The organism is Fibrobacter sp. UWR2, from assembly GCF_002210285.1.
GTDB lineage: Bacteria > Fibrobacterota > Fibrobacteria > Fibrobacterales > Fibrobacteraceae > Fibrobacter.
In genome coordinates, this window is record NZ_MWQE01000008.1 from 120,267 (window position 1) to 132,501 (window position 12,235).

General features: G+C 55.0%; 10 protein-coding genes. 6 read left to right on the forward strand and 4 right to left on the reverse strand.

Features of this window, described 5'->3' with window-relative positions:
- Nucleotides 1-35: 35 nt before the first annotated feature.
- From B7994_RS11070 to gpmI, 3 genes are all read left to right on the forward strand, one after another.
- Entirely contained in the window at nucleotides 36-1,028 is a 993-nt protein-coding gene (locus B7994_RS11070) for a hypothetical protein (RefSeq protein ID WP_088638520.1), read from the forward strand.
- Between the two features lie 176 nt (nucleotides 1,029-1,204).
- A complete protein-coding gene (gene gpmA / locus B7994_RS11075) occupies nucleotides 1,205-1,951 on the forward strand; it encodes a 2,3-diphosphoglycerate-dependent phosphoglycerate mutase (protein ID WP_233143183.1) in 747 nt (248 codons plus the stop codon).
- A gap of 118 nt (nucleotides 1,952-2,069) precedes the next feature.
- Nucleotides 2,070-3,704, forward strand: a complete 1,635-nt coding sequence (gpmI, locus tag B7994_RS11080; protein WP_088638521.1) for a 2,3-bisphosphoglycerate-independent phosphoglycerate mutase — start codon at nucleotides 2,070-2,072, stop codon at nucleotides 3,702-3,704.
- A 143-nt stretch (nucleotides 3,705-3,847) separates the two neighbouring features.
- On the opposite strand, the gene B7994_RS11085 is transcribed toward gpmI, so the two are convergent.
- Entirely contained in the window at nucleotides 3,848-4,822 is a 975-nt protein-coding gene (locus B7994_RS11085; RefSeq protein ID WP_144063858.1) for a hypothetical protein, read from the reverse strand.
- Between the two features lie 353 nt (nucleotides 4,823-5,175).
- Here B7994_RS11085 and B7994_RS11090 point away from each other — a divergent pair, with 353 nt between their 5' ends.
- Both B7994_RS11090 and B7994_RS11095 read left to right on the forward strand, forming a co-directional pair.
- Nucleotides 5,176-5,475, forward strand: a complete 300-nt coding sequence (locus B7994_RS11090) for a hypothetical protein (RefSeq protein WP_088638523.1) — start codon at nucleotides 5,176-5,178, stop codon at nucleotides 5,473-5,475.
- A 15-nt stretch (nucleotides 5,476-5,490) separates the two neighbouring features.
- Nucleotides 5,491-7,176, forward strand: a complete 1,686-nt coding sequence (locus B7994_RS11095; RefSeq protein WP_233143184.1) for an NAD(P)H-hydrate dehydratase — start codon at nucleotides 5,491-5,493, stop codon at nucleotides 7,174-7,176.
- A gap of 14 nt (nucleotides 7,177-7,190) precedes the next feature.
- On the opposite strand, the gene B7994_RS11100 is transcribed toward B7994_RS11095, so the two are convergent.
- From B7994_RS11100 to B7994_RS11110, 3 genes are all read right to left on the reverse strand, one after another.
- Nucleotides 7,191-8,078, reverse strand: coding sequence for a fibrobacter succinogenes major paralogous domain-containing protein (locus B7994_RS11100; protein WP_088638524.1), 888 nt, complete (start codon nucleotides 8,076-8,078; stop codon nucleotides 7,191-7,193).
- Nucleotides 8,079-8,159: 81 nt separating this feature from the next.
- Entirely contained in the window at nucleotides 8,160-9,974 is a 1,815-nt protein-coding gene (locus B7994_RS11105) for a T9SS type A sorting domain-containing protein (RefSeq protein WP_088638561.1), read from the reverse strand.
- A 227-nt stretch (nucleotides 9,975-10,201) separates the two neighbouring features.
- Nucleotides 10,202-11,359, reverse strand: a complete 1,158-nt coding sequence (locus B7994_RS11110; RefSeq protein ID WP_233143185.1) for an FprA family A-type flavoprotein — start codon at nucleotides 11,357-11,359, stop codon at nucleotides 10,202-10,204.
- A gap of 173 nt (nucleotides 11,360-11,532) precedes the next feature.
- Here B7994_RS11110 and B7994_RS11115 point away from each other — a divergent pair, with 173 nt between their 5' ends.
- Nucleotides 11,533-12,231: a peptidase-C39 like family protein gene (locus tag B7994_RS11115; RefSeq protein WP_088638525.1), complete on the forward strand. Its 699-nt coding sequence runs from the start codon at nucleotides 11,533-11,535 to the stop codon at nucleotides 12,229-12,231.
- The last annotated feature ends 4 nt before the right edge of the window (nucleotides 12,232-12,235 follow it).

Sequence of the window (12,235 nt, forward strand, 5' to 3'; positions counted from 1 at the left end):
TTTATTTTCAAGAAAAACAGACTAGAGGTACTCTTATGAACTTCAAAAAAATTCTTCTCGGTTCTGCCATCGCAGCCGCATCCTTCGGATTTTTCGCATGCGGCGATGAAGGTTCCAGTGATCCCGTAGTCGGTCCCGACGGAAAGGAACCGGCCGGTCCCAAGATTGATATTCCCAAGCAATCCGCACTTTCCCCGATTACCGTTAACGGTCTGAAGGTGACCGTGATGTCCGGTACCAACGGCATGCGTGGTTCCCTGGGCGGCGTCATCAAGATCGACCCGGAATTCATGGACACCTCCGAGCCCTACACCGCCAATGTCGATGTCAAGATTGACAGCGTGTCTTTCGCCGTGGGTAGAGTCATCGACGGGAAGCCGTACCAGGAAAAGATCAACATCAACCTCGATGGTCAGGTGTTCCCGACCGACATGGTGTCGTTCTCCCAGAAATACATCGAGTTCTCTGAACTCAGCACCTGCGGCGAATTCCAGCTCTACATTTTTGCCTACTCCAGCAGCAAGGAAGAAGGTATCAAGACCTCGCTCTACACGACCGTCATCGATACGCTCAAGTTCACGCGCCCCGAAGCGGAATGCAAGACACCGGAGCCGATTGAGTCCTCCTCTTCTGCTGCCGCAGTCTGCACTCCGGTAACCGCAAACGAACTCGTGCTTTCCAACACCTCGGGTGGTGCCCTGACGGCCATCAACTTCGAAACCGGTGCTGCCGACAATCCGCACGTCACGCTTAAGTTCACGGGCGGAGATGCCTTCCTCGTTCCGGGTGCCGGCACGACCATTTACGAAGACAACAACCAGATTTCCGGCCTCCTGCCGACCAAGAGCCCTGTCTGCAAGGAAGACTTCTCGAGAAGCAGCATGCCTCTTGACGCCGATGAAGAACTGGTGAGCGGCCTCTGGCTTGATGTTGTCACCGCCGATGGCAAGATGTTCCCGCTCATGATCCAGAAGGTGATGAAGGAAGCCAACACCAAGGGCACTGTCAACATCGTCTACTACAAGTAATCGCTAGGCAAAACCTTTATCGAGCCCTCCCCCTGCGGGAGGGCTTTTTTGTGGAATAAAGCACTACTTTCTCATTTTTAAATTAAATTAGCCTAACTTTATTAGATTAATCTAATTTTAGCAAGGATTTTTTTCTATTATTGCTTTCATCAAAAACAATAAATAGGAGAAACCTCATGATTAAACTTGTACTAGTCCGCCACGGCGAAAGCGAATGGAACAAGAAGAACCTCTTTACCGGCTGGATGGATGTCGACCTGAGCGAAAAAGGTCACGAAGAAGCGACCGCTGCTGGCCAACTTTTAAAAGCCGAAGGCTACGATTTTGATTTGTGTTACACCTCGTACCTGAAGCGCGCCATCCATACGCTGAACCACATGCTCGACGAGATGGATAGAGCATGGCTCCCCGTCGTAAAGAGTTGGAAACTGAACGAGCGCCACTACGGAGACCTGCAGGGCAAGAACAAGTCCGAAGCCGCCGAGAAGTTCGGTGAAGAGCAGGTAAAGATTTGGCGTCGTTCCTTCGATATCAAACCGCCCGTACTCGCCGATGACGATGAGCGCAGCGCAAAGAAACAGGCCATGTACCGCGATGTAGACGAATCATTCCTCCCGCAGAACGAAAGCCTTGAAACGACAATTGCCCGCGTAATCCCCTACTACCTCGAAGAAATCAAGCCGCAAATGAAAGCCGGCAAGCGTGTCGTGATTGCCGCCCACGGCAACTCCCTTCGCGCCCTAGTGATGTACCTCGACAAGATGAGCAAGGAAGAAGTTCTCGGCCTGAACATCCCGACCGCAACCCCGCTCGTCTACGAGTTCGATGACAATCTGAACCCGGTTAAGCACTACTACCTAGGAGACCAGGAAGCCCTCAAGGCCAAAATGGAAGCCGTAGCCAACCAGGGCAAGAAAAAGTAGCGCACCATACTGTTGTGTCTTCAGAAAATTCGGAGCCGATGGCCCCGATGTTTTCTAAATTTGTGCTCGGATTTTAATTCAACTGGCTAGGCTCAGGCCGAGCTCAAGGAGACACAACATGCTCAAGAAGCTTTCCAATTTCCCCGGCATCAAGGGACCGGTCGTCACCATCGTGATGGACGGTTTTGGCATCACCGATAAGGTCGAAGGCAACGCCATCAAGGCTGCCCGCACCCCGACACTTGACAACCTCTTCAAGATGTACCCGAACGTGCTCCTGAAGGCTCACGGCCGCGCCGTGGGTATGCCGACCAACGAAGACATGGGTAACTCCGAAGTGGGTCACAACGCCATCGGTGCCGGCCAGGTGTACAACCAGGGTGCCGCCCTCGTGCAGGATTCCATCGTCTCCGGCGAAATCTTCGGCCGCGACGCCTGGAAGGAAATTGCCGAGAACGTTCGCGCCAAGAACACCGTGCTCCACTTCATCGGCCTCTTCAGCGACGGTAACGTCCACTCCAACATCAGCCACCTCAAGGCCATGGTCGCCCAGGCCAAGAAGGAAGGCCTCAAGAAGGTCCGCGTGCACATCCTCCTCGACGGTCGTGACGTGCCGGAAACTTCCGCTCTCGATTACGTCGGCCCGTTCGAAAAGTTCCTCGACGAACTCCGCAGCCCGGAATTCGACGTTTGCATCGCTAGCGGCGGTGGCCGTATGCAGATCACCATGGACCGTTACAACGCTAACTGGAAGATGGTGGAACTCGGCTGGAAGACCCACGTGCTCGGCGAAGGCCGCTACTTCGACAACGCCACCCAGGCTATCGAAACGCTCCGTGGCGAAACCAAGGCTATTGACCAAGACCTCCCGCCGTTCGTGATTGCGAAGGACGGTCAGCCGGTCGGTACCATCAACGATGGCGACTCCGTAGTGTTCTTCAACTTCCGTGGCGACCGCGCTATCGAAATCACCCGTGCCTTCGAAGAAGAATCCTTCAACGAATTTGACCGAGTGCGCTTCCCGAAGGTCTGCTACGCCGGCATGCTCCAGTACGACGGCGACCTCAAGCTCCCGAACCGCTTCTTGGTGCCGCCTCCGGCCATCAAGGAAACCAGCGGTGAATGGCTTGCCGAAACGGGCGTGAAGCAGTTCGCTTGCTCCGAAACGCAGAAGTACGGCCACGTGACCTACTTCTGGAATGGTAACCGTTCCAGCAAGTTCGACGGCGAAACCTACCTCGAAATTGAATCTGACGTTGTTCCGTTCGAACAGCGCCCGTGGATGAAGGCCGCCGAAATCACCGACGCCATGATCGAAGCCTTGAAGAGCGGCAAGTACCAGACGCTCCGCTGCAACTTCCCGAACGGCGACATGGTGGGCCACACTGGTAGCTTCCGCGCCGCTACGATGGCTATCGAAGCTGTGGACATCGGCCTCGCCCGCTTGCTCCCGGTAATCGACGCCCTCGGTGGTGTCGCCATCATCACGGCTGACCACGGTAACGCCGACGAAATGTACGAAATCGACAAGAAGACCGGCATGCCGAAGGTCAACAAGGACGGTACCTTCAAGGCCAAGACGAGCCACACGCTCAACAAGGTTCCTTGCATCCTTTACGATAACGTAACGGGTGGCAAGCTCGGTCTCAAGGAAGGCGACTGGGGTCTTTCCAACATCGCTGCTACGACGGCCAACCTCCTCGGCCTCGAAAAGCACGAAGCTTGGGATGATTCCATGCTCATCATCAAGTAACCCGAATGTCATCCCCGCTATACGATACTTGGCAACTTGTTGCCTCAGTAGAGTTATCCTCTTTGGGGAGAAGGCGGGGATCTTTCTTTCAAGAATAAAAAAAGCGCTCCCGAAGGAGCGCTTTTTAAATCTAATTCAGGCGATTAGTTGCAGCCACCGTACGGTCCAACCTTGGTAACGGCAAACGTACCGCTGACACCGTCAGCCCCCGTTATCTTGAACTTGAGCGAAGAAAGCTGCTTTGCGGCAACAGTTCCTGATATCTTCGTCGCTCCTGTATACCATGACGGCTGTTCAAATTCACCCCAAGCGATATCCACGACATTCAATGTCGTCGACTTTGCCAGTTCAAATGCCGGATTCGCATTTTGAATCGATTTTTCGACAGCATTGGTTAGACCAAGTTCAATCGACATCTTAACAGTCGCTTTGTATTCAACGCAAATACCACCCAACTTGGAAGCATCGCCCTCATACGAGTTGTTTTTTCCAAAGCCGAAAGCAAAGCCGACATATCCGTCGTAGCCAAGGTTTTCGGAACCACCAAGCGAGAAGCTACCACAAACGCCACCGCAAGCCTCGACCACAGGAGTCATGTCACCCTTGGCATCCGGTTCAACCTGCCAATCTATGGAGGATTCACCACCATTTTCATTATCATCGTACTTGTACCACCAGCCACCGTCGTTGTTTCCAACCGGCACATGCGACTTGCCGAGGGAGCCATCCCACAGTTCAAGCTTGATGGTGCCGTCGTCCACGACAACCGAACTGGAACTCTTCGGCGGGACCGTAGAGCTGGACACAGGCAATGCAGCAGAACTGCTGGACGGAGTCAGCTCGCTAGAAGAGCTGGGAATCAGCAGGGAACTGCTGGACAGGAGCGGCAGAGTCTCGCTGCTAACCGGAACGGCGTCAGATGAGGACTGGACCAGGCTTGCCTGGGCAATCGAATCAAGCACATGCTGACGAATGGAATCCGCATTCAGCGGGGTGTCCTGCGGGTTCTGGGCCTGAGGCTGGTCTCCTCCGACCGGAGGTGCCGTCACACCTGTTTCGCCAGATTCATTACAGGCAACCAAAGTGCAGATTGCCAAAAGACCGAGTAATTTTTTCATTTTGTCTCCTCGTGATATTTTCCTAATTATGGTATATATATATTTTTTTACCTGCAAAAGCCAATGAAAAACAAATTTTGACAGTCAAAATCACGGAAAATGCAAAAGAACGCACGAAAAAAGATTATGACAGTTGCCGCCCTCATCCTGATTGTAGCGGTGTAGAAGAACAAGGACGCCGACTTTATCTATTTTGACGGAATGATTGGCCGCGTAAACGGCACAGAAGTAAAATAGAAAATTCAAAAATTTCCCACGGTAGCACATTTTTAAGAATGTCAAGTTCTGACATTCTCTTTATGTATATTTGCGTATGACAGCATAAAAGCCATCATCAAACACGAGGAAAATCTATGGAATTCAAGGTAATGGAAAAGCCCGACATGACGGAAGAAGAACTCCGTTATTTTAACGAGCACGATTTTTCAGAAGATTTCAAAGAAGCCCTCGCCAATGGAACCGCAATCGTCAGCAACGGCCCCTGGGAAGAAACCGTAAAGGAAATCAAGGCGCGCAAGGCCCGCGAAGCAACGAAGATGGCATCTTTCCGTTTGCCAGTTTGGGTTATCGAAGGACTCAAGCGCAACGCGGCAAAAGGCGGCGTCAAGTACAGTGAATATGCCATCGAGGTCTTGTCAAAGGCCGCGGTATAAATATATATTCAATGTATGAAACTTCTCGACCAGTTCAGTTATTCGGAACTCAAGCCCGTCCTTTCGACAGAGGGGATGAGGGCGCTTGACAAAGCGGCAAAGGAAGCTCTCGCCGGAGGTGCGTCCGCAATTGAAGCTGGGTACGGCCTGATGAAGCAGGCGGGCGCCGCGCTGTTCGAGAAGGTAGTTGAGACTCTAGATAATTTCGGAATTGGAAAAACGCCGCGATCTGTCGCAGTATTTGTCGGCGGAGGCAATAACGGCGGTGACGGGCTCGTGCTCGCAAAACTACTGATTGAAGCAGGGATTCCCTGCACCACGTATTCGCTTGCCGCCGCGAACAAGTTCCAGAACGAAGCCAAGATGGCACTGGACGATTTTGCGCTGGCAGGCGGCCGTTTAATTCTGTATTCGCCGACAGCGGAAAGTTTGTCGCAGGCAGGAACTGCGCCACGCACGCCGCGGTTCGCTGATTTTGATTTGATTGTCGATTGCATGCTCGGGAACGGAGCGCACGGAGAACTCCGAGAACTGTACGCAGCCGCGGTCCGCGACATTGCCGCATCAAACATCCCGGTTGTCGCAGCCGACGCACCCACCGGTTACGACTCACAGGAACACGTGCGTCGCGAACCCTGTACCCGCGCTTGCGAAACCCTCCTGTTCGGGTTCCCGCGGCTGGATGCATACACTCGCGAAGGCGGGCCCACATTCGGGGAAGCCTCGGTTGCCTCGCTCGGCTACCCCGCAGGCACCGTCGCGCAGTTCAACGAGAACACGTTCCTCGCCACCGAATCGCTCATCCCGCAAATCTTGCCCGAGCGCGACGACTGGGGAGACAAGCGCGCCCAGGGCTGCGCCATGATTGTCGCAGGTTCCGGCGACATGCCGGGAGCCGCCGCGCTCTGCACGCAGGCAGCCCTCCGGAGCGGCGCCGGCCTCGTGACGCTCGCGAGTCCGGACGCCATAATGCCTGTGTTGCAGGCAAAGCTCTCGGAACCCGTATTCTGCAATTTGCAAGATATGTCCGGCCAGGACGGAGACACGGTCGACGACCGCGCCACCGCCCTCTCCCCCGCACACATCCCGCAGATTCTCGAGAAGGCATCACACAACCAGGCGCTCGCCATCGGGCCCGGAATCGGTAGCGCCGAATGCACGCGCGACGCCGTCATCGAAATACTCCCGCAAGTCAAGTGTCCGACGGTCATCGACGCCGACGCGCTGAACGCCATCGCCACACTCAACAAGACTTCGGCAAGCCCCGCCTCCGGCGCGGCATCGTTCCTGCACAGTATCGCCTCCGCGGCCGTGCTCACCCCGCACCGCCGCGAATTCGAAAGGCTTTTCGGCGCCCTCCCGACAAACGACATCGACATACCGAACCTACTGCGCGGCATCGCCCGCCACACGAAAAAGGCCATCCTCCTGAAGGGCGCGCCCACCTTCGTCGCGAGCCCCGACGGACGCGTGTTCATCGTGCCCGCACACAACTCGGGCCTCGCCAAGGGCGGCTCGGGCGACGTTCTTACCGGCATCATCACGGCTCTGCTCGCACAAGGCTTGCCCACCTGCGAAGCCGCCGTACTCGGAGCATTGCTGCATCAAAAAGCAGGCCACACAGCCCGCGAAAAACTCGGCGCATTCAGCATGCTCCCAAGCGATGTCATCGACGCACTGCCGCAAGCATTCGGTCGATAAATTTATCCTTAGAACTAATCCTTGAGGCAACGGACGGAGAAACCGCCGTACTTGCTGTAGGTGACCATGCTCATGGCGGTACCGATGTAGCTCACGTTTATCTGGTACGTGCTGTACGTGCTATTCTCAGTAGAACTCCAAAAGTCTACGCGGCCGCCCTCGCCGACATAATTCCCATTGTACTCCCTGTCGCCGGCAGGCAACGCCGAGAAGGAATAGGAGTCCGTGCCGTTGCCGCTACCATCCCAGCCGCTAGTAGATCTGAGTCTCTCAGCTCGTTCAACTGCGGTAGCCAGCGTTCTCCATTCCGTCAAATCCGGCAAGTGCCAACCCTTGGGACAAATTCCACGTACCGGATAAGTCGGAGAACAGCTCTTGCCAAAGCCACAATCCTTGCCGTTTGCAGACCACTCGCCCACGCTGTCCATCGCGGCTGCCCACGTATAAAGGCGACCGTACTTAGCACAATATTCTGCAGAATCATTATAGCACCAGCTAGTAGAATCGGAGGTGAACACCTCTTTGGCTTTCTCATATTCATAAGGAACGTCAGTGTATGCGTAGTTCAAATTCTCCGCCATCCACGTCTGCGTACCAATGGTCACAGTCTTATAGGTTTGGCCATCGCGTTCGTCGGTCATAGATCCCACAACCACAGCGGAAGGCTCTACGTAGCCACCGCTAGAACAGCTACTTGAAGCAACACTCGACGATGACGATTTCGCAGAACTGCTGCTGGACACACTTGTCTCGCCATCGCTCGACTGCGGTGAATCGCTGGACGAGGAAACGTCGCTCGACGAAGATTCCTTCCCGTCCGGGCGAGTCGTAAAATCGCTGTCGTCGTCACCGCAAGCGGCCAGACACAGGAATGCAACCAGGGCAAAAATTCTCCATCTCATAGTGGTCCTCCCATTTTACACACAATGTAATAAAAAGCGCCCGCCGTTATGCGGGCGCCGGTGTTTTGGAGGAGAACAATTTTAACGGGCCTTCACCACGTGGTTCTCGGTGCCGACACGTACGAGGTACGAGCCAGCCCCCGGCAACGCAAAGACGTTGTTCTGGCCAGTGACATTCCGGCGGAACAGCAGACGGCCCTGCATGTCGAACACGGTTACCTGCACGGAGCCCGCGGCCGTACCCAAGCCATAAATAGCGACTTCACGGCCCGACACAGCAAGGTTCATGCGGTTCGCCATCACAGCCACAATCGCATCGGAAGCCTCGCTGCTGCTGGACACATTCTGCACCTCGACAGGCTCGGTGACCTTGTTGCTACTGCTGGACACACTTGTCTCGCTATCGCTCGACCGCGGTGTGACGCTACTGCTGGACTTTGCAGAGGAACTCGACGCAGGCTCTGCACCGCTACCAGCCATCACGGTAATCGTCCCGCTCTTCGAGGCATTCGTCGTCGCACCCGTCGTCGTCACCGTATACTTGTACGCACCCGGAGCCACGCTCGACGCGACCGTTCCCGAAATGTAGAAGTCGCTACCCTTCAGCGTGCCCGAAACACCCTGCGGAAGCCCCGTCACCGTAGCGCCTGTCGCAACCGTAATCGTGTAGTAGAATTCCGTAATCGCAGCGCCCTGGGCCACCTCCTGGTTCGCACTGCCAGAACCATGCTTGGTAAGTGTCGCCTCGCCCGCGACAGTACCCTGCGACGAACTAGACTTTGCGACACTGCTGCTCGATTTCACGGAAGAACTCGATGCCACGCTAGAGCTCGACTTTGCGCTGCTGGAACTTGCCGGAGTCACCACAGACGATGCACCCGGATCCGGAAGTGTCGCTCCCGCATAGAGCTTGATGGAATCGCGCAGGGCATACGCCTTCGCCTGCGTACTCACGTCGGTGAGGCTCATGGAATAGCTCGGCTTGAACGCCGTGCCTGTCCCCGACTGCGGCTTCTTCACATTCTCTTCGTAATTTTCGATCATCTGCGCCGCCGTGATGGCACCGTCGCTCGTGTAGAGGTCAAGCGCCTTCTGCACGCCGATGAACACGTTCCTTTCGATGCGTATATCCGCCTCGATGGCAGCACGCACGCAGTAGCTCGCATCCTTGCTGTCGAAGAGGTTGTTCGCCACATGCACCTTGCCAAAGCGCACACGCGGCATGCGTTCCACCACGCCATCGGCCCACCACGTATGGTGAATCGTCACGTTCAGATGCCCGCGGTCGCTCGTCTTTGTCTTGCTGTTGCCAATCAGGTTGCTGAACTGGTGGCCGCTCGATGCCGAGGTATAGCTGAACTTGGTCCACGAAATCGTCACGTAGTCCGAGGCGTTGGTGATGTCCAGGTTGCCGTCGTGACCGTCGTAGACATCCACGTGGTCAATCCACACATTCTTGGATTCGTGATTCACCTGGAGGCAATCCTCGTCGTCGTCGTCATGCGCGCCCACGCCCTTGAATTTCAGGTTGCGGATGATGACGTTCTTCGAGCCGCTCAGCTTCATGGCGCTACCCGTGCTGGGCTGCGCGATAATGGCGCCCTGGTAACCGTAAATCGTCACGTTGCTGCCGACCTCGACGGGGCCCATGTACGTCCCCGGCTTCACGTAAATAATCTTGTTGCCCGCCTTGGCGTAGCTCTTGAGGTCACTCACGTTGTCCACCGTGACCTCGGAATAGCCCTTGCCGCCCGTAGTGCCGCCGTTCTGCGTCGCGAACCCCGCCATCGGGAAATCCGGCGAGGTGACCGCGAACGCGGAAGTCGCCGTACCGACAACCGTCGCCCCGCACACAAGCAGTGCCGAGAGCGACATCCTTAACGAATTACAACCCATAACATCCATCCTTTTTTGAGTCACAGGCAACCCGCCCGCATTGTTCTCAAAATTTTTCTCAAAAATTACATTCAAAAAAGGAAAAAGTCAATAGGCATTTTTGCCTTCAATGCCATTTTCCGCCCGTATTTTAGCCTAAAATAAACAAAAATGACGAAATTTGCAAAATTTCGCCATTCCTAAAATGTTCTCAAAAATTTATTTTACAAAGACAACTACGGCGATTTCTACGCCATCTCGGCCACGAGCTTGTCCATCGCGGCTTCGGATTCGGCGCTGAGCGTGGACTTCACCGTCACCACGGTCTCGGCGAGCGTCACGTTCTTGAGCGTAGCGAGGATTTCGGTCATCTTCTTGGCGGCCATCGGAGCCCAGGTACCGTTTTCCATGACACCCACCTTGCGGTTGGAGTAGTTCTTGGCCTTCAGGTGGTTCAAGAAATCTTCCATGACCGGGAAAAGGCCCGCATCGTACGTGGGAGCGGCCACCACCATGCGGTCGTAGCGGAAGGCGTCCTCGATGACTTCGGCCATGTCGCTGCGGGCAAGGTCAGAGACCACGACTTTCTCGACTCCGGCGGCGGTCAACTTTTCGGCAAGCTTCTCGGCAGCCTTCTTGGTTCCGCCGTAAATCGAGGCGAATGCCACAAGCACGCCCTTGTCTTCGGGAGCGTAGCTGCTCCAGGTATTGTACTTGTCGATGTAGTAGCCGAGATTTTCGGTGAGTACCGGGCCATGCAGCGGGCAAATCGTCTTGATGTCGAGCGCGGCAGCCTTCTTGAGAACCGCCTGCACCTGGTTGCCGTACTTGCCCACGATATTGAAGTAGTAACGGCGAGCTTCGCATGCCCAGTCGTCCGGGTCGGCATCATAAACACCGAACTTGCCGAATGCATCGGCCGCGAACAGCACTTTTTCGCTCTGTTCGTAGCTGAACAACACCTCGGGCCAGTGCACCATCGGGGCTCCGATAAACTGCAATGTGTGAGCACCAAGAGAAAGCGTTTCGCCTTCCTTCACGGTCTGCGTCTTGGTCGATGCAGGCAGCGCCATGAACTGCGGCAATAGCGCGAACGCCTTTGCCGAGGCCACGAGAGTCGTCTCCGGATACTTCGCCACAAAATCAGCAATGCCACCGGCATGATCCGGTTCCAGATGGTGAATTACCAAATAGTCCGGCTTGCGGCCAGCAAGAGCGGCCTCCAGATTGGCGAGCCACTCGCCCACCTTGTGCGCATCAACCGTATCGGCCACGGCAATCTTTTCGTCAACAATCACATACGAATTGTACGCCATGCCCTCGGGCACCACGTACTGGCCTTCGAACAAATCCAAATCGCGGTCATCCACACCGATGTACTTGATATTTTCGCTAAAGTTCTTCATGATAATTCCCTTTTTTTGGAGGAAAATATACAAAAGCCCACTTATGACTTGTAAAATCGGTGGCAAAATTTATATTATTTAGCCCACCCATCGACGACCCGGGAAAACATCCCGACAGCCGCCAGACGAGAACGGATAAACCTCCGGCTTAAAAGGCAAATAAAGGCAATACGATGGACATCAAGATTCTGCAACAGCCCGACGATGTGACATGCGGGCCAACAAGCCTCCAGGCGGTCTACAACCACCTCGGCTACAAGATTTCTCTAAAGCAGCTTATTTCTGAAATTGAGTTCCTGGAAGACGGAGGGACGCTAGGCGTATTCCTCGGCATCGACGCGCTCAAGCGCGGGTTCAAGGTCACGCTACACTCCTACAACCTGACGCTCTTGGACCCCACATGGAGCACGCTCAGCATGCCGGAACTGAAGGCGAAACTTGAACTGTTGCACAAGGCAAAACACGCGCCCAAGCTCCGCAAGGCCATCGAGGCGTACATCCGCTTCATTGACCTGGGCGGGAAAGTCGCATTCGAGGATTTGCGCGCGGCCATGTTCGAGAAGTACTTCAAGAAGGGCGTGCCCGTGCTCTGCGGGCTTTCAGCCACCTACCTGTACCGCAGCATGCGCGAGTTCACCGGTGCCGACGACAAGTCTGTATTCGACGACATCCACGGCGAGCCCATGGGGCATTTCGTGGTCGTATACGGCATCGACGAAAACAAGCAGTTCATGGTGGCGGACCCCGACGGCACCAATCCGCTCCACAAGACGCCCTATTACAAGGTCGACAAGTTTAGATTAATCCACAGCATATTGCTCGGCGTGATGACCTACGACGGCAACGTGCTCGTTATAGAGAATAAGAAATAAAGAT

Coding starts and splice junctions, on each gene's coding strand:
- B7994_RS11070 (WP_088638520.1), top strand. CDS start 36: ATGAACTTCAAAAAAATTCTTCTCGGTTCTGCCATCGCAGCCGCATCC.
- gpmA (WP_233143183.1), top strand. CDS start 1,205: ATGATTAAACTTGTACTAGTCCGCCACGGCGAAAGCGAATGGAACAAG.
- gpmI (WP_088638521.1), top strand. CDS start 2,070: ATGCTCAAGAAGCTTTCCAATTTCCCCGGCATCAAGGGACCGGTCGTC.
- B7994_RS11085 (WP_144063858.1), bottom strand. CDS start 4,822: ATGAAAAAATTACTCGGTCTTTTGGCAATCTGCACTTTGGTTGCCTGT.
- B7994_RS11090 (WP_088638523.1), top strand. CDS start 5,176: ATGGAATTCAAGGTAATGGAAAAGCCCGACATGACGGAAGAAGAACTC.
- B7994_RS11095 (WP_233143184.1), top strand. CDS start 5,491: ATGAAACTTCTCGACCAGTTCAGTTATTCGGAACTCAAGCCCGTCCTT.
- B7994_RS11100 (WP_088638524.1), bottom strand. CDS start 8,078: ATGAGATGGAGAATTTTTGCCCTGGTTGCATTCCTGTGTCTGGCCGCT.
- B7994_RS11105 (WP_088638561.1), bottom strand. CDS start 9,974: ATGGGTTGTAATTCGTTAAGGATGTCGCTCTCGGCACTGCTTGTGTGC.
- B7994_RS11110 (WP_233143185.1), bottom strand. CDS start 11,359: ATGAAGAACTTTAGCGAAAATATCAAGTACATCGGTGTGGATGACCGC.
- B7994_RS11115 (WP_088638525.1), top strand. CDS start 11,533: ATGGACATCAAGATTCTGCAACAGCCCGACGATGTGACATGCGGGCCA.